This is a genomic window from Paracoccus onubensis (genome assembly GCF_003591515.1).
Lineage (GTDB): Bacteria > Pseudomonadota > Alphaproteobacteria > Rhodobacterales > Rhodobacteraceae > Paracoccus > Paracoccus onubensis.
Genome location: NZ_QZCG01000006.1, coordinates 65584 through 83064, shown reverse-complemented (window position 1 = coordinate 83064; position 17481 = coordinate 65584). Strand labels below are relative to the sequence as shown.

Here is a 17481-nt window from a genome sequence, read left to right as displayed (position 1 = left end):
GCCCGGCAATGAAAGGACAGGACATGACCAAGGAACAGGGACATACACCCACACAATACGGCCGGGTAATGCTGAAGATTTCGGGTGAGGCCCTGATGGGCGATCAGGGATTTGGCCTGCATCCCCCGACTGTCAGCCGTATCGCCGACGAGGTCGAATCGGTTGCCCGAATGGGTGTCGAAGTCTGCATGGTGATCGGTGGCGGCAATATTTTCCGCGGACTTCAGGGCAGCGCGCAGGGAATGGAGCGGACGACCGCCGATTACATGGGGATGCTTGCCACGGTGATGAACGCCCTTGCGATGCAGTCTGCGCTTGAGGCGAAGGGGCTTCATTGCCGGGTGATCAGTGCGATCCGCATGGATGAAGTCTGCGAGCCCTATATCCGGCGTCGCGCGATCCGCCATCTTGAGAAAAAGCGGGTCGTGATCTTCGCCGCCGGTACCGGCAACCCGTATTTTACCACCGATACCGCCGCCACCCTGCGGGCCAATGAAATGAATTGCGAAGCGATTTTCAAGGGCACCAAGGTCGACGGCGTTTATGACATGGATCCCAAGAAATACTCCGAGGCGCGCCGCTATGACACCGTCACCTATGACGAGGTTCTGCAGAAACATCTGGGCGTCATGGATGCCTCGGCCATTGCGTTGGCGCGGGACAACCGGCTGCCGATCATCGTGTTTTCTTTGGATGAGCCGGGCGGATTTAGGACCATTCTGGAAGGGCGGGGAACTTATACGCGGGTTCATATCTGAGATTTCCCCTCCGGCCCGGATCATGGCTGTCAAAGCCCGCCGATAGGCGGGTAAAGGCTTTGCCAAGCCATTGCATTGCGGTTACAAGCGGTGAAAATCAATTCAGAGGCAGTCCAAGATGGCAGAGGACATCGAAATAGACATTGACGATCTGGAACGGCGGATGAAGGGCGCAATGGAGAATTTGCGCCATGAATTCGCTTCGCTGCGCACGGGCCGCGCCTCGGCATCCATGGTCGAGCCCGTTCAGGTCGAGGCCTATGGCCAGCTGACACCTGTCAATCAGCTTGGCACCGTCAACGTGCCCGAACCCCGGATGGTCACCATCAATATCTGGGACAAGGGTCTGGTGGGTAAGGTTGAAAAGGCCATCCGCGAAAGCGGTCTTGGGATCAATCCGCAGACCAATGGCACGATCATCATGCTGCCGATCCCCGAGCTGAATGAAGAACGCCGCCGGGAACTGACCAAGGTCGCGGCTCAATATGCAGAGAATGCGCGGGTCGCGGTCCGCAATATACGCCGCGACGGCATGGATCAGGTCAAGAAGGGCAAGGCGAGCGGCATGCCCGAGGACGACCAGAAATTCTGGGAAACCGCGGTGCAGGAATTGACCGACAAGATGATTGCCGGTGTGGACGAGGCGCTTGAGGCCAAGCAGGCCGAAATCATGCAGGTCTGACGCAGGATGGCCGCAGAACCCGCAGCAGCATTCGAAGAGACGGGCGGCGGTGACCGGCGCCCGCGCCATATCGCCATCATCATGGACGGCAATGGCCGCTGGGCGACCGAACGCGGCTGGCCGCGTCTGGTGGGACATCGCCGAGGAGCCGAGCGTGTCAAGCAGATCGTCAGGGCCTGTCCCGATCTTGGCGTGGACTGGCTGACCGTTTATGCCTTCTCGACCGAGAACTGGAAGCGTTCGACCGAGGAAGTGCTTGGTCTGATGAAGATTTTCCGCCGCTATATCCAATACGAAGCCGAGAGCATGTCTGCCGAAGGCGTGCGGATGCGCTTCATCGGCGGCCGCGACCGGCTTGATCCCAAATTGCAGTCGCTGATGTCCTCGATCGAGATGCGCACCGCCAAGAACAGCCGGCTGAACCTGACGGTCGCAATCAATTATGGCGGCCGGGATGAACTTGCGCGCGCGGCGCAGCGGCTTGCCGGAAAGGTTATGCGCGGCGAGGTGAGCGAGGCCGGTGAAGATGATCTCGAGGCATGTCTCGACACGGCGGGCCATCCCGATCCGGATCTGGTGATCCGGACCTCGGGCGAGACGCGGACCTCGAATTTTCTTCCGTGGCAGGCGGCATATGCGGAATATGAATTCACCCCGACTTTATGGCCTGATTTCACTCCGGATCATCTGAAGGCCATTCTGGACAGATATGGACTGCGCGAGCGCCGCTTCGGGGGCGTATGAACGAGAAAGAGCCGATGGTACAGAAAGCACCGGCGTCGCCAGGTAAATGGAGCGATCTTTCACGCCGTCTTGCCTCGACCGCGGTTTTACTGACTATCGGCATTCTTCTGGCTTTCGCCTCGGGTGTCTGGCTGCGATTGGGCGTGGCGGTGATTTCGGCCCTCACCTTCTGGGAGCTCGCGGCGATGACCGGCTGGCGTTATCCGCGCTTTCACGCCGGACCGTTCGGCAAATCGCGCCCGGTTGCGCTGGCGGTGATTGCCGGGCTGACGCAATTCGCGGCACTGATGATCGGCGGAGCCTGGGGATGGGGATTGCTGTTGCTGCCCATCCTTTCCGGTCTGCCCGGCGCGGCCTCTCGCGATCGCTGGACATATGTGATCTTCGGGATCGCGATATTGCTGGTTGCCTACGGGCTGGTCGGCTTCCGCGAAGAATTCGGACTGGGCTTCGTGCTGTGGCTGATGGGAATCGTGATCATCTCTGACACGGCGGGTTATTTCTTCGGCCGGATCATCGGTGGACGCAAATTCTGGCCCTCGCTCAGCCCCAAGAAGACATGGTCGGGCACCGTTGCCGGCTGGATCGGTGCCCTGATCCTTGGCGTCGTGCTATGGCTTGCGAATTGGGGCGATATCGCGCTTGTCTGGTGCTCGCCGCTGGTCTGTTTTGCCGGGCAGATGGGCGATATCGCCGAAAGCTGGCTGAAGCGGCGCGCGGGGGTCAAGGACAGTTCCAACCTGATTCCCGGCCATGGCGGCTTCATGGACCGCTTTGACGCAGTGACAGGAGCGGTTCTGGCTGCGATATTGCTTGGACTTATCACGAGCCTGCCAGCGGTTAACTGAAGATATGCGACGGATTTCCATTTTCGGAGCGACCGGATCGATCGGCGCCAACGGGATCGACCTGATCCGGCGCGCGGGCGGCGCCGGGCCGTTCGATATCGTCGCCCTGACCGGAGGGCGCAATATTGCCCGTCTCGCCGAAATGGCGCGGGAATTGCGCGCCGAGGTGGCGGTCACCGCGCATGAGGAACTACTTGGGGATTTGCGGACAAGGCTGGAGGGCAGCGGGGTCGAGGCTGCCGCCGGGCCCGCCGCGTTGATCGAGGCCGCCTCGCGTCCCGCCGACTGGGTGCTGTCCGCGATTGTCGGAGCTGCCGGGCTTGCGCCGGGACTGACGGCACTTGGACAGGGCAGCGTCCTGGCATTGGCCAATAAGGAATCACTGGTCTGTGCCGGTTCCTTGATGCGGGCCGCGGCGAAGCGGGGAAAGACCCGGATCCTTCCGGTAGATTCCGAACATTCCGCAATATTTCAGGCGCTTGGATCGGAAACCCTGGAAACGGTGAGTCATGTGACCATTACCGCGTCTGGCGGGGCGTTCCGTGACTGGCCGCTGGAACGGCTGGCCGCGGCGACGGTGGCTGAAGCCTCGAACCATCCCAACTGGGCGATGGGGCAGCGGATCACCATCGACAGCGCCTCGATGTTCAATAAGGCCATGGAAGTCATCGAAACACATGAGTTTTTCGGTTTGGACGAAAATCGGATCAAGGTTCTGATTCATCCGGAATCGATCATTCATGCCATGGTGACGCATATCGATGGCGGTACGATTGCGCATCTTGGCGCGCCGGATATGCGTCACGCGATCGGTTATGCGCTTAACTGGCCGAAACGTGCCCCGCTGCCGGTGCCCGCGCTTGATCTGGCGGCGATCGGCAGGTTGAATTTTCGTGAACCGGACGAAAAACGCTGGCCCGCCCTGCGCCTTGCGCGAGAGGTCATGGCTGCGGGTGGCATGGCGGGGGCGGTATTCAACGCCGCCAAGGAGCAGGCGCTTGACGATTTTATCGGCGGGCGGATCGGTTTCACTCAAATGGCATCCCTGGTCGAGACGGTACTTGAGGCCCTTGCGGGCAGGCCCGGTTTCGGCGATGAACCTGTCGATCTTGAAACGGTCCTGCATTGGGATCGCATCGCCCGACAGGAGGCCGCCGCATGAGCGAACTGATCCCGCAATTCGGGGGCACGATCTGGACGCTGGCGGCATTTGTCATTGCATTGGCCGTGATCGTGACCGTGCATGAATACGGCCATTACATCGTTGGCCGATGGTCCGGGATCAGGGCCGAGGTGTTTTCCGTCGGATTCGGACCAAGACTTTTCGCCCGCAGGGACCGGCGCGGCACGGTCTGGCAGATCGCCGCGATTCCCTTGGGGGGCTATGTCCGCTTTCTGGGCGATGCCAATGCCGCAAGCGCGGGCACCGGCCGGCAGGTCGATCCGGCTTTCAGACGGCAGACCCTGACCGGAGCCCCTCTTTGGGCCCGGTTCTCGACCCTGCTGGCCGGGCCGGTCTTCAACTTCATCCTGTCGATCCTGATCTTTGCGGGTTTCGCCTTTACACAGGGGCTGCCCACGCAAGAGGTTCAACTGGGAACCATTGCTCCCGCGCCGCCACAGGTCGTGAACGAATTGCAGGCGGGCGATCTGGTGCGCGCCATCGACGGCAATCCGGTCACAAACTGGGGCGATATCGGCGCGGTGGCGGATAAATTGCCGATTGCGGTACAACATGAATGGCGGGTCGAACGGGACGGCGCGGAGATAACGGTTGCAGGTCCCGATCCGATGCCGCCCCGGATATCCGGCGTGGCTCCGCGCAGCGCTGCGGCCGATGCGGGCTTGCGGGCGGGGGATGTCGTGATCGGTATCGACGATCAGCCCATCTCGCGATTTTCCCAGATGCCTGAGATGGTCAAGGCGGCCCAGGGTAAAGCCTTGCTGCTGGAAGTCTGGCGACCCGGAAGTGGCACCGCGCAATACAGTCTTCTGCCGAAAGAGCAGGACATCCCCAAAGCGGATGGCGGCTATGAGAAACGCTGGCTGATCGGCGTGACCGGCGGTTCAGGCTATTTCGAGCCGGCGACCAGATCGGTGGGGCTGTTCGAGGGGCTTTGGCTGGGGATCGCGCAGACCCGAGATATCATCCTGTCCTCGCTATCGGGAATGTGGGCGATGATCACCGGCCAGATCGGCAGTTGCAATCTTGGCGGCGCGATCTCGATTGCGGAAAGCACCGGACAGGCCGCCAGTCAGGGGGCTGGCAATTTCCTGTGGTGGATTGCCGTATTATCCGCGGCAATCGGTTTTCTGAATCTGCTGCCGATCCCGGTTTTGGATGGCGGTCACCTGATGTTTTATATTTTCGAGGCCGTGGTCGGACGGCCGCCGTCGGACCGGATGTTGAATTTTTTGACGTCGCTGGGCATGGCTGCGGTGCTGGGTTTGATGATTTTTGGCCTCACAAACGATCTTTTCTGCCCCTGAACCGCGATGCGCTTTTGACACTGCGCCCCGGTTAAGGATACAGAAAGAGCAAAAGAAGGCGTCGGCAGGGCGTATATGCAGGCTGAAATAATGAGGGGCGGACATGAGTAAGAAACTGGGCAAGCGCGGTGTCGCGCTGGTGACGGCTTTGACGATCTCGGTTCCGGCGGGATTGCTCGTGCCGCAACCGGCTGCGGCTTATGTGTTCAATGATGTGCGGATCGAAGGGGCGCAGCGGATCGAACCGGCGACCATCCTGTCCTACGCGAATATCGCGCGCGGGCAGGACGTTTCTGCCGGAGAGTTGAACGATGCCCTGCAGAGATTGCAGAATTCCGGTCTTTTCGAGACGGTAGAGATCGTGCCGCAAGGCGGGATGCTGGTCATTCGGGTCCGTGAATATCCCACGATCAACCAGATCACCTTCGAGGGTAATCGCCGGATCAAGGACGAACAGCTTGCACAGGGCATTCAAAGCCAGGCACGCAGGGTCTATCAGCCATCCTTGGCGATGGCGGACGCTTCGAACATTGCTCAGGCCTATGCGGCAGAGGGACGGCTTGCCGCGCGTGTCGATCCCAAGATCATCCGCCGCAGTGACAACCGGGTCGATCTGGTGTTCGAAATCCGCGAGGGCGATCTGACCGAGATCGAACGAATCGGATTTACGGGCAACCGTTCTTATTCCGACCGCCGGTTGCGTCAGGTGCTGGAATCGAAACAGGCCGGGTTGCTGCGTACGCTGATCCGCCGCGACACATTTGCGCCCGAACGGGTTCCGGTGGATGAAAAACTGCTGACGGATTTTTACCGTTCGCGCGGTTTTGCCGATTTCAAGGTGCAGGGTATCGCACCGGAAATCGCGCGGGAACGTGATGCGTTCTATATCACCTTCAACATTCAGGAAGGCCCGCGCTATCGCTTTGCGCGGATTGACACCATATCCCAGATTCCGGGAGTGGATGCCGCGCCCTTCGCGGCCCAGAACCGGGTCAAGCGCGGGGCCTATTACAATCCTGCGGCCATCGATAACACCATTCGCCGGATGGAGACCGTCGCCATTCAGCAAGGTCTCGATTTCGTCAATATCGAGCCTCGGGTAACGCGGAACCCACACGATCAGACCCTGAATCTCGTGTTCGCACTGACACGCGGCCCGCGGGTTTTCGTCGAGCGTATCGATATCGAGGGAAATACGACGACACGCGATGAAGTCATCCGCCGCGAATTCACCTCTGTCGAGGGTGATCCGTTCAACCCGCGCGAAATCCGTAACGCGGCCGAGCGCATCCGGGCACTGGGATACTTCTCGAATGCGAATGTGGACAGCCGTCCGGGCACCAGCGATGAGCGGGTGATCGTGGACGTCAATGTCGAGGAACAGCCGACCGGCTCCTTGTCATTCGGCGCGTCTTACGGCGTCAATTCCGGTGTCGGCGTGAACATCTCCCTTAACGAAACCAATTTCCTGGGGCGCGGACAGACCGTTGGCGTGACCATCGCGACAGCCAAGGGCGACCGGCAGGCCTCGATCAATCTCATCGAACCCTATTTCCTTGGCCGCGATCTGCGTTTCCGTTTCCGCACCTGGTATAGCGAAACCGAGGCCCTGAATTCCGATTACGATACCCGTACCATGGGGCTGTCGCCATCGATTGAATTCCCGATTTCCGAGAATGGCCGGTTGGAACTGCGCTACAAGATCAATGAAGACAAGCTTGAGAACCTTGACGAGGGCAGCTCGAAAATCCTGCGGGATGAAGAGGGGACGCGCCTCAGTTCGGGTGTTGGCTATACCTATAGCTGGGACACGCGTCGCACGGGTCTTGACCCGCTGACAAGTTACAAGATCGAATTCGCGCAGGACTTCGCGGGCCTCGGTGGCGATGTGAAAAGCGTCACGACGACCGCATTGGCGGGGATCGAAAGCCGCGCCTGGCGTGAAGAGGTGACATTGCGCGCCGAGATCGAGGCCGGCGCGGTTCACGCGCTGAGCGATTACGACACCTGGATTCTCGATCGTTTCCGCGGTGGCGGTAAAATCCGGGGCTTTGAGCCGAATGGAATCGGCCCGCGCGATCTGAACGCGGAGAACGAAGACGCTTTGGGCGGCAATTATTTCTGGGCGGCGCGCGCCGAGGCGCAATTCCCGCTTGGATTACCCGAGGAATACGGCATCAGTGGCGGTTTGTTCGCCGATGTCGGCTCGATCTGGGGGCTGGACCAGACGATCGGGAATGGCGGGGCTGTGGTCGATGACTCGATGCATATTCGCGCATCGGTTGGCGCGTCGATCTTCTGGACCACGCCGATCGGACCTTTGCGCTTCAACTTCTCGCATGCTGTCCGCAAGGAAGACTACGATGAAGAGCAGAATTTCGACCTGACGATTTCCACAAGGTTCTGATGCTGCGCGGGTTACGCATAATCCTGGCCTTCTGCCTGAATTTGTCATGGCTGATGGCCGGGACAGCGGTTTTGGCCCAGGAATTGTCCGAGGATTTCGCGACGCCGGAAACCCAGCAGGAAACGCAACCACGCGAAAACCTTCCCAACCGGACTATCGAAAGCGATGGCGAGACGCCGGGGTTACAGGCCGCTCCTCTTCTGACGGTGGATCAGGAGCGGTTGTTTACCGATTCCCAATGGGGCCAGCGCGCGCAGCGGGAGCTTGAGGAAAAAGGCAGCAAGATCGAAGCCGAGAATGAAAGGCTTGCAAAGCAACTGTCCGATGAAGAGGCGGAATTGACCGAAAAGCGTGAAACGCTTGATCCGGCAGAGTTTCGCAAGGAGGCCGAAGCCTTCGATGCCCGCGCTACCGAAATCCGGCGCGAACGTGCGCAGGTCGTGCAGGAGCTAAGCGCTCAGGCAGAAGCCGATCGGAACAATTTTTACCGCGCGGCGCTTCCGGTCATGGGTGAGGTCATGCAGGCTCGTGGCGCCATCGCCGTGCTGGATCGCAGGACGGTTTTTGTCTCGCTTGACGCCATCGATATCACGGATGAGTTGATTGCCGCTCTGGATGACCGGATCGGCGAGGGACCGGCACAAGAAGCTTCCGATCCCGAAATCCAACCAGTGCCTTCCGATAACTGAACAGGATCAGGTATTCCGGCTATCCTATGGCAACAAAGCGATTTTTTCGCTGAGCAGAGCAAACAGACCGTCACGATCCACATGCCGGATGAACAGCGCATTCGCCGGGCGTTCGCTGACCCGCCACCAATCCGCAACCATCATGCCCGTCGTGAATTCCCCCTGGGTCTCGATCTCCACATTGATCTGCCTGCCTTCGAAGAGTTCGGGGCGAAGCAGCCATGCGATCGTGCAGGGATCATGTAACGGAGCCCCTTCGCTGCCGTATTTCTCGCGATCGTAGCGCTCGAAGAAATCGGTCCAGCTGGCCACGGCAGGGCCACAGCGATTGGGCAGGGCGCGCATCGCCTCGACCCACCCGCGCGAGGTCAATGCTTCATGCGTCACATCCAGAGGCAGTACGACCAGCGGCGCGCCTGACGCAAAGACGATGCTGGCGGCTTCAGGATCAACATAGATATTGAACTCTGCCGCCGGGGTGATGTTTCCCACTTCGAAATAGGCGCCGCCCATCAGGACGATCTGTTTCACGCGAGAGACGATATCGGGGGCCTTCTGGAAAGCGGTGGCAATATTGGTCAGCGGCCCGATGGGTACCAGCGTGATACTGCCTTCAGGGTGCTGTCGCAGGCAGTCGATGATGAAATCCACGGCATGGACCGATTGCAGCTGCATCGCCGGCATGGGAAGCTCGATTCCGTCGAGGCCGGTCTTGCCATGGACATATTCGGCCGTCACCAGTTTGCGGGTAAGCGGCGCGTCGCAACCCGCGAAGACCGGAATTTCCTGCCGTCCCGCCAGTTCAAGGATCTTGCGGGCGTTCAATTCGGTCAGGTTCAGGGGCACATTGCCCGCGACGGCGGTAATTCCCAACAGGTCCAGTTCCGAGCTTGCCAGCGCCAGCAGGATCGCAACGGCGTCATCCTGACCGGGATCCGTATCGATGATGATTTTCTGTGTCATGGCTGCTCCCGTGGTTGCGCGTAAATCTGCGCTGCGGGGCGAATGGGTGCAACCGGAAAACCGCGACGGGCGAATACGGAAAACGTGATCCGGAATTTGTGGTTTTTCTGCTATACTGTTGATATCCGGGCTTGAGATTGCCGGAATAACCGCGTGTCTCCGCATATCCCGAGCCCGTCGGCTTTGAAAAAGGGAGGCTTCGGCATGGATCAAACCATTGGGAACCCGGTTTCTTGGGCAGTACGCCACATATCCGCCTCATTCTCGCATGTTGGCGATATGGCGCGGACGGTCAGCGGCGAAGAAGAGCGGGAACTGCCCATCGTCAATAGTTTGTCACTGCAGGATTTGCGTGACGCGCTTGCGCAGGGCTACGATGATTTCAAGACATTCCGATCTGATTTGATCGCTGTCTGCACACTTTACCCGATCATCGGCATCTGCCTTGCCGTCATGGCGTTTCAGGGCAATCTGGTTCACCTGATCGTTCCACTGATCACGGGCTTTGCCTTGCTTGGCCCCGTGGCGTCGGTCGGAATGTATGAAATGAGCAGGCGCCGTGAAGCGGGTCAGGAGACGAATTGGCTTGCGATATTCGAGGTGATCCGTTCGCCGAATATCGGAGCAATTCTGGTGCTTGCCGTCATGTGTTTCGCGCTGTTCGCCGCATGGCTGGGGGCGGCACATATCATCTATCTGATGACCATCGGGACATGGCCGCCCGCAAGTATGGGAAGTTTTCTGGCCGATGTCTTCGGAACGCCTGCTGGCTCGGCCATGATGATCGTGGGAATGGCGGTCGGGTTCGTCTTTGCGCTTGTCGTACTGATGATCAGCATCGTCTCCTTCCCGCTCCTGCTGGAGCGCAGGGTCGGCGTCCCGGTTGCCATCGCGACCTCTTTGCATGTGGTGAGCGAAAACCCGGTTCCGGCCATGGTATGGGGGCTGATCGTCGCCATATCGCTGACGATAGGGTCGATCCCGGCATTGCTGGGATTGATGGTCGTCCTGCCCATTCTTGGGCATGCGACATGGCATCTGTATCGCAAGGCCGTCACCTGAGCGGACGGAAAGCGATCATGATCAAAGCGGGGGGATATCGCCCCCCGCGCGCATCGCGTGGAAATCCGCGATGAAATCATTCAGTCGTCCCTGGCTGATTGCATCGCGCAGACCGCCCATGAGATCCTGATAATAATGCAGGTTGTGCCATGTCAGCAGCATGCCCGAAATCATCTCTCCGGCGCGGAAGACATGGTGCAGATAGGCACGGGAATAGCTGCGGCAGGCAGGGCAGGTGCAGTCTTCATCCAATGGGCGCGGGTCGTCCTGATGCCGGGCATTCTTGATATTGAGCTGTCCGCGCCGCGTCCATGCCTGCCCGGTCCGTCCCGAACGCGAGGGCAGGACACAATCCATCATGTCGACCCCGCGTTGAACGGCCCCCACGATATCATCCGGTTTGCCCACACCCATCAGATAGCGCGGCTTGTCCTGCGGCAACAGGCCGGGGGCGTAATCCAGAACACCGAACATCGCCTCTTGCCCCTCACCCACGGCAAGCCCGCCGATGGCATAGCCGTCGAAGCCGATCCCGGTCAGGGCCTGCGCCGATTCCTCGCGCAATTCGCGGGTGACGCCGCCCTGCATGATGCCGAACAGCGCATGGCCCGGTCGATCTCCGAAAGCGTCGCGGGACCGCTGCGCCCATCTCATCGAGCGGCGCATGGAATCCGCCACGCTTTCCTCGGTCGCGGGCAGGGCGGGACATTCATCGAAGGCCATGACGATATCCGAGCCAAGCAACCGCTGGATTTCCATGCTGCGCTCGGGCGTCAATTCGTGGCGGGAACCATCGATATGACTGGCAAAGGTCACGCCTTCCTCGGTCAGTTTTCGCAGGGGGCCAAGGCTCATCACCTGAAAGCCGCCCGAATCGGTCAGGATGGGGTGCTGCCAGTTCATGAAATCGTGAAGCCCGCCAAATCGCGCGATCCGCTCGGCGCCCGGTCGCAGCATCAGATGATAGGTATTTCCCAGCAGAATATCCGCGCCGGTCTCACGCACCGATTCCGGCAGCATCGCCTTGACGGTCGCGGCAGTTCCCACGGGCATGAAGGCAGGCGTGCGGATATCGCCCCGCATTGTCTGGAGGACACCCGTGCGCGCCTGTCCGTCACGGGCGTTCACGGCAAAGGAAAATCGGTCGGACATGTTCTTGGGCCTGCTCATGGAACCGCATGCCCATAGCCCGTTTACCTGGCAGAGGCAACGCTGGCCGGACTGGACCCACGCCTTCCGGTACCCTATATATCCAAGTGAAATTGACAGGAACGCGATATGACAGAATCGATGATGGAAGGAGAGCCGCTGATCGCGCCCTCAAGCACCGATCACCCGCTATATGACTCGGTGGTCGAGGCCTGCAAGACCGTTTATGACCCCGAGATCCCGGTGAATATCTATGATCTGGGGCTGATCTATACGGTTGATATCAACGACTCGAACGACGTCCGGATCATCATGACCCTGACCGCGCCGGGCTGTCCGGTCGCAGGTGAAATGCCGGGTTGGGTGGCCGACGCGGTAGAGCCTTTGCCGGGAGTCAAGCAGGTTGATGTCGAGATGACCTTTCAGCCGCAATGGGGCATGGACATGATGTCCGACGAAGCGCGGCTGGAACTTGGCTTCATGTGATTTTCCGCCGTTCAGCTCGTGAAAAAGGGGGCTGTCCGCCCCCGCCGCCCGTTCCGGGCGACTCCCCCGAAGGTATTGCCGCAAAAGAGAAGCTGCTCGTGGGATCTTGAGATGAGCGGGCAGGGGGCCTATCTTTGGAGTAACCGAGTCAGGAAGGTTCGATCATGTTTGGCATTCCCGGATCATCTCCGGTCACGATCACGCCCGCCGCCGAGAAGCAGATCGCCCGGCTGATGGCGGGCAAGAACGCTTATGGTTTGCGGATCGGCCTGAAAAAGGGCGGATGCGCGGGCATGGAATATACGATGGAATTGGCCGATACGCCCAATACCAACGAAGAGGTCGTTGAACAGGGCGGGGCGCGGGTGATGATCGCGCCCATGGCACAGATGTTCCTGTTCGGAACCGAAATCGATTATGAAACCGGTCTGCTGGAATCCGGCTTCAAATTCCGCAATCCGAATGTTACCGACAGTTGCGGTTGTGGGGAGTCGGTCCGGTTCGAGCCTTTGGAAGGCAGTCGCGCCGAACTGTAATCTCTTCGTTATTCCGGCTGATACCGGCGCTATGACGATTGCGCCGGGACGCCATTATCCTTAATCCGGGGCCAGAAACGGATAGGAGGATCATATGGCACCGCGCAAACTGGCTGCAGGAAACTGGAAGATGAATGGCGATCTGGCGTCGCTGTCCGAGATCGACCAGCTTTGCAAGGCGCATCCGGACCCGGGTTGCGATATGCTGATCTGCCCTCCGGCCCTGCTCATTCATCCGATGGCGGCAAGCGCGCAGGCCCATGCCCTGACGGTGGGCGGACAGGATTGCCATGCGAAGGAATCCGGGGCGCATACGGGCGATATCTCGGCAGTGCAGTTGCGGGATGCCGGCGCGGAATACGTGATCCTTGGCCATTCCGAAAGGCGCGCGGACCATGGCGAGACGAATGCCGATGTGGCCGCCAAGGCTGCTGCCGCGCATCAGGCGGGGTTGATCGCGATAATTTGTGTGGGCGAAACCGAGGCACAGCGAGATGCGGGCGAAACCCTGTCCGTGATCGGCGAGCAGATCGCCGGATCGCTGCCCGAAAGAAGCGATTCCGCGAATACCGTCATCGCCTATGAACCGGTCTGGGCGATCGGGACGGGCCGCACGCCGACCAATGAGCAGATAGCCGAAGTGCATGGCTTCATCCGGGGACAACTTGACGGGCGCACAGGCGATGCCGTCAATCTGCGGCTGCTTTACGGCGGCAGTGTCAAGCCCGCGAATGCCGCGGAGATATTTGCCATTCCGAATGTCGACGGTGCCCTGGTCGGTGGCGCGAGCCTGAAGGCGGCGGATTTCGGTGGAATCGTCGCCGCGCTGGAAGCGGCTGGTTGAACTGGTTCTGGCCTGTTGGAATCAGGACTGATTTTCAAACAGATATGCAAGCGATTCGGGCAGTTCCGCCCGGGTCAGATCATGGGCGCGCAAGGTGGCATCGCTGAAATCCTGATGTCTCGTATAAGCTGAGGGTGTCACCATGCAACGCAATCCCGCAGCCAAAGCCGCATCCAGGCCCGGGAGACTGTCCTCGAAGGCGATCGCCTGTGTGGCCTCAACGCCAAGCCGGGCAAGCGCAAGCAGATAAACATCCGGGGATGGTTTCTTTTCCGCAACCTCATCCCCCGCGGCGATCGCATCGAATAGAAGCTCCGCACTTGTCCTCCAGCAATTCAGGCATAATGCCTCCACATTGCGGCGGTTGGTGGTCGTGGCGACGGCGATTTTCAATCCGGCCTTGCGGCCTGTATCGATCAGGTCCCGGATACCGGGGCGCAGTTCCAGCGCTCCGCCTTGCAAACTCCTCGCATAGCGCGCGGTTTTGTCGGAATGCAGCGCGGCAATCTGGTCGTCCAGGGGTAGCGTCGCGCCGATTTCGTCACGGTAGCGGCGGATCCGTTCCTTTCCCCCGGTCGTGCCCAGAAGACGGGTATAATCGGCGACTGACCAGTGCCAGTCCAGGCCTGCCGTGGCGAAAGCCTCGTTAAAGGCGTGGCGATGCGCTTCTTCGGTTTCGGCCAGCGTGCCATCCACATCGAAGATCAGGGCGCGCAGCGTCATGCCGCGCCGGCGACGGGCTTGCGATCCACATCCAACCCGCCCTGAAAGACCCGGCTCATCCTGATATCCGGTTCCGAGATGGTTGATAGCGCCCGGGCATCCAGTGGCCCCTTGGCCTCGTTGAACAGCCGGTTCGCCTGCCGCAGCCGCGCCCGATCCAGGGCATTGCGGACCGAGCGGGCATTGGCGAAATGCGGCTGGGCGCGACGTAGCCGGATATATTCAGCCATGGCCTTTTCCCCGCCTTGATCAAAGCGATACCCCAATCCGTTCAGCATCACTGCGGCGATCTGGTCCAGTTCCGCGTCGGTATAATCGGGAAACTCGATGTGATGTGCCATACGTGACCGAAAGCCGGGGTTGGCGTTGAAGAAACGGTCCATCCGGTCAGCATAGCCGGCCATGATCACAACCAGATCGTCGCGGTTGTTTTCCATCACCTGCAACAGGATCTCGATGGCTTCCTGCCCGTAATCCCGTTCATTTTCCGGCCGGTAAAGGTAATAGGCTTCATCGATGAACAAGACGCCGCCCATCGCCTTCTTCAGAACCTCCTTGGTCTTTGGCGCGGTATGGCCGATATATTGCCCCACCAGATCGTCACGGGTGACGGTGACCAGATGGCCTTTGCGCACATAGCCCAGACGATGCAGCAGATCGGCCATTTTCAGGGCTACGGTGGTCTTGCCGGTACCGGGATTGCCGGTAAAGCTCATATGCAGGGTCGGGGTCTCGCTGCTCAATCCCATCTGCTGCCGCGCCCGGTCCACCAGCAGAAGCGCGGCGGTTTCACGAATGCGCTGCTTGACCGGCGCAAGGCCGATCATGGTTTCATCCAGTTCCTGCAGGATGTCGCGCACGCCGCTTTCCTCGAAGGCGGCGGCCAGATCGACCGTGGTGGGTTTCTCGATATCGTTTTGATCGTTCATCACGGACCTCTTGCAGAGAAAAGGGATCAATTCGGGCGACGGCAGGGGGAAACCGCCGCCCGAAACCGGATGAGTTCGAAGCGGAACCTGCCCGAACTCATAACTTCTTCTTTGCCCAAATACCTTCGGGAGGGGTCCGGGGAGGGCAGACAGCCCTCTCCGGCTTCGCGGGACGCCGGGACGATCAGGCGTAGCGTTGTCCCTCGGGCTCCCGGACAGCGTAGCTTTCGATGGCGTAGCGGATGGCCCGGCCATCGACCTCCTGTCGGACGACGCGGAATCCCGGCTCGTCTTTCGGGCGGTTGACGATGAAGCTCATCCGGATCGATTCCCATCCGGGCGAGGCGTCGAATGCGATCACCCGGATATATTTGCCGCCATGTTCCTTGCGGCATTCATTGACTTCAAAGACCACAGCGGCGGCGTCCGGGTTGTCGAACATCGGATGTCCCCACATTTCCCAATAGGTGTTCCGGGGATGCGGGTCGTCGGTATATTCGACCGAAACCGCCCAGCCGTTATCGATGGCATATTGCGCCTGAACCCGGATATCGTCATCCGAAAGATCGGGCAGAAAGCTGAATTGTCCCTGTGTGAGACGCATGTTCATTCTCCTTCGCGAAGCGCGTGGTGCAATTCCGGTTTCGGCTTTGCGGACCCTGCGCGTGAAACTGATCGTTCAGCGGGTTACATCGAGACTTCGGGCGTCGGCGCAAAATCGGGCGCGTCGGTCGAAGCGTAATCGAAGGTCACATCCTTCCAGGTATCCAGGGCCTGTTTCAGCGGCGTGCAGGTCCTGGCAGCGTCGCGCAGGATGTCCTCGCCCTCGTTCCAGATGTCGCGGCCCGCGTTGCGGGCGAACACCATGGCTTCCAGCGCGACCCGGTTGGCCGTTGCGCCTGCGGCGATGCCATGCGGGTGGCCGATGGTGCCGCCGCCGAATTGCAGCACCACATCCTCGCCCAGATAGGTCAGAAGCTGATGCATCTGCCCGGCATGGATGCCGCCCGATGCGACCGGCATCATCTTGTTCAGCGAGGCCCAGTCCTGATCGAAGAAGATACCGTTCTCCAGTGCCATGGGGTTAAATTCCTCGCGGAAGATATCGTAGTAACCCCTGGTCGTTGCGGGGTCCCCTTCCAGCTTGCCGACGACCGTGCCCGCATGCAGATGATCCACACCGGCAAGGCGCATCCATTTGGCGATGACCCGGAAGCTGACGCCGTGGCTGCGTTGCCGCGTATAGGTCGAATGGCCCGCGCGGTGCAGGTGCAGGATCATGTCATTCGCCCGCGCCCATTTTGCCATCGACTGGATCGCGGTATAGCCGATGACCAGATCGATCATGATGACGACCGAGCCAAGCTGCTTGGCGAATTCGGCCCGCTCATACATCTCTTCCATGGTGCCGGCGGTTATGTTCAGATAGGTGCCCTTGACCTCGCCCGTTGCGGCAGAGGCGCGGTTGACGGCCTCCATGCAATACAGGAAGCGGTCGCGCCAATGCATGAAGGCCTGGCTGTTGATATTCTCGTCATCCTTGGTGAAATCCAGCCCACCCCGCAGCGCCTCGTAGACGACGCGCCCGTAATTGCGGCCCGACAGGCCCAGCTTCGGCTTGACCGTCGCGCCCAGAAGCGGGCGGCCATAGCAGTTCAGGCGCTCGCGTTCGACGACGATGCCGGTTGCGGGCCCCTGAAAGGTTTTCACATAAGCGACCGGCAGGCGCATGTCTTCCAGGCGGAGCGCCTTGAGTGGTTTGAAACCAAAGACATTGCCAATGATCGAAGCGGTCAGGTTGGCAATCGAGCCCGGCTCGAACAGGTCAAGATCATAGGCGATATAGGCGAAAAACTCGCCCTGACTGTTCGGTACCGGATCGACGCGATAGGCTTTGGCGCGATATTTCTCGCAAGCAGTCAGCCGGTCGGTCCAGACCACGGTCCATGTCGCGGTCGAACTTTCGCCCGCAACTGCCGCCGCCGCCTCGATCGCATCCACGCCGTCCTGTGGGGTAATGCGGAACAGTGCAATGACATCCGTGTCTTTTGGCGTGTAATCGGGCTCCCAATAGCCCATCTGGGCATATTTCATCACGCCAGCGGAATAGCGCTTTGCGCCGGTGACCGTTTTTGCGTCGGATAGATCGTTCATGGTCGTCTCCTCTCTAA

Annotated in this window: 18 protein-coding genes; 12 read left to right on the top strand and 6 right to left on the bottom strand. The window is 60.0% G+C overall.

The window, feature by feature from the left end:
- Positions 1 to 23 precede the first annotated feature (23 nt).
- The 8 genes from pyrH to D3P04_RS09865 all read left to right on the top strand — a co-directional run bounded on the left by pyrH (position 24) and on the right by D3P04_RS09865 (position 8618).
- Positions 24 to 758 carry a UMP kinase gene (pyrH, locus tag D3P04_RS09900; RefSeq protein WP_119748395.1) on the top strand — a complete coding sequence of 245 codons (735 nt, stop codon included), beginning with the start codon at positions 24 to 26 and terminating at the stop codon, positions 756 to 758.
- A 118-nt stretch (positions 759 to 876) separates the two neighbouring features.
- Complete coding sequence (gene frr, locus D3P04_RS09895; protein WP_119748393.1) at positions 877 to 1440, top strand: ribosome recycling factor; 564 nt, start codon at positions 877 to 879, stop codon at positions 1438 to 1440.
- 6 nt (positions 1441 to 1446) lie between these two features.
- Entirely contained in the window at positions 1447 to 2184 is a 738-nt protein-coding gene (gene uppS, locus D3P04_RS09890) for a polyprenyl diphosphate synthase (protein WP_119748391.1), read from the top strand.
- Between the two features lie 14 nt (positions 2185 to 2198).
- Positions 2199 to 3032 carry a phosphatidate cytidylyltransferase gene (locus D3P04_RS09885; RefSeq protein WP_119748389.1) on the top strand — a complete coding sequence of 278 codons (834 nt, stop codon included), beginning with the start codon at positions 2199 to 2201 and terminating at the stop codon, positions 3030 to 3032.
- 4 nt (positions 3033 to 3036) lie between these two features.
- Positions 3037 to 4194: a 1-deoxy-D-xylulose-5-phosphate reductoisomerase gene (dxr, locus tag D3P04_RS09880; RefSeq protein WP_119748387.1), complete on the top strand. Its 1158-nt coding sequence runs from the start codon at positions 3037 to 3039 to the stop codon at positions 4192 to 4194.
- On the top strand, positions 4191 to 5522 hold the full coding sequence (gene rseP / locus D3P04_RS09875) for an RIP metalloprotease RseP (RefSeq protein WP_119748385.1): 1332 nt from the start codon (positions 4191 to 4193) through the stop codon (positions 5520 to 5522). The genes dxr and rseP overlap by 4 nt, the downstream gene beginning before the upstream one ends.
- A gap of 103 nt (positions 5523 to 5625) precedes the next feature.
- A complete protein-coding gene (gene bamA / locus D3P04_RS09870) occupies positions 5626 to 7929 on the top strand; it encodes an outer membrane protein assembly factor BamA (RefSeq protein WP_119748383.1) in 2304 nt (767 codons plus the stop codon).
- Complete coding sequence (locus D3P04_RS09865; protein WP_119748381.1) at positions 7929 to 8618, top strand: OmpH family outer membrane protein; 690 nt, start codon at positions 7929 to 7931, stop codon at positions 8616 to 8618. Before bamA ends, D3P04_RS09865 begins: the two co-directional genes overlap by 1 nt.
- 24 nt (positions 8619 to 8642) lie before the next feature.
- On the opposite strand, the gene D3P04_RS09860 is transcribed toward D3P04_RS09865, so the two are convergent.
- On the bottom strand, positions 8643 to 9581 hold the full coding sequence (locus D3P04_RS09860) for a nucleoside hydrolase (protein WP_119748379.1): 939 nt from the start codon (positions 9579 to 9581) through the stop codon (positions 8643 to 8645).
- Between the two features lie 204 nt (positions 9582 to 9785).
- On the opposite strand from D3P04_RS09860, the gene D3P04_RS09855 reads away from it, so the two are divergent.
- Positions 9786 to 10643 (top strand): DUF2189 domain-containing protein, encoded by an 858-nt coding sequence (locus D3P04_RS09855; RefSeq protein ID WP_119748378.1) that lies wholly within the window; start codon positions 9786 to 9788, stop codon positions 10641 to 10643.
- Positions 10644 to 10664: 21 nt separating this feature from the next.
- On the opposite strand, the gene tgt is transcribed toward D3P04_RS09855, so the two are convergent.
- On the bottom strand, positions 10665 to 11795 hold the full coding sequence (gene tgt / locus D3P04_RS09850) for a tRNA guanosine(34) transglycosylase Tgt (protein ID WP_119748376.1): 1131 nt from the start codon (positions 11793 to 11795) through the stop codon (positions 10665 to 10667).
- 126 nt (positions 11796 to 11921) lie between these two features.
- Between tgt and D3P04_RS09845 the strand changes: the two genes are divergently transcribed.
- From D3P04_RS09845 to tpiA, 3 genes are all read left to right on the top strand, one after another.
- On the top strand, positions 11922 to 12278 hold the full coding sequence (locus tag D3P04_RS09845; RefSeq protein ID WP_119748374.1) for an SUF system Fe-S cluster assembly protein: 357 nt from the start codon (positions 11922 to 11924) through the stop codon (positions 12276 to 12278).
- 164 nt (positions 12279 to 12442) lie between these two features.
- A complete protein-coding gene (locus tag D3P04_RS09840) occupies positions 12443 to 12814 on the top strand; it encodes a HesB/IscA family protein (RefSeq protein ID WP_119748372.1) in 372 nt (123 codons plus the stop codon).
- A 94-nt stretch (positions 12815 to 12908) separates the two neighbouring features.
- The gene (gene tpiA / locus D3P04_RS09835; RefSeq protein WP_119748370.1) at positions 12909 to 13658 is read left to right on the top strand and encodes a triose-phosphate isomerase; all 750 of its coding nucleotides are present in this window, start codon (positions 12909 to 12911) and stop codon (positions 13656 to 13658) included.
- 21 nt (positions 13659 to 13679) lie between these two features.
- Here tpiA and D3P04_RS09830 read toward each other — a convergent pair whose 3' ends face one another.
- The 4 genes from D3P04_RS09830 to D3P04_RS09815 all read right to left on the bottom strand — a co-directional run bounded on the left by D3P04_RS09830 (position 13680) and on the right by D3P04_RS09815 (position 17464).
- On the bottom strand, positions 13680 to 14381 hold the full coding sequence (locus D3P04_RS09830) for an HAD-IA family hydrolase (protein ID WP_119748368.1): 702 nt from the start codon (positions 14379 to 14381) through the stop codon (positions 13680 to 13682).
- Positions 14378 to 15310 (bottom strand): CbbX protein, encoded by a 933-nt coding sequence (gene cbbX / locus D3P04_RS09825; protein ID WP_119748367.1) that lies wholly within the window; start codon positions 15308 to 15310, stop codon positions 14378 to 14380. The genes D3P04_RS09830 and cbbX overlap by 4 nt, the downstream gene beginning before the upstream one ends.
- 184 nt (positions 15311 to 15494) lie before the next feature.
- The gene (locus D3P04_RS09820; protein WP_119748365.1) at positions 15495 to 15914 is read right to left on the bottom strand and encodes a ribulose bisphosphate carboxylase small subunit; all 420 of its coding nucleotides are present in this window, start codon (positions 15912 to 15914) and stop codon (positions 15495 to 15497) included.
- A gap of 83 nt (positions 15915 to 15997) precedes the next feature.
- On the bottom strand, positions 15998 to 17464 hold the full coding sequence (locus D3P04_RS09815) for a form I ribulose bisphosphate carboxylase large subunit (protein ID WP_119748363.1): 1467 nt from the start codon (positions 17462 to 17464) through the stop codon (positions 15998 to 16000).
- Between the last annotated feature and the right edge of the window lie 17 nt (positions 17465 to 17481).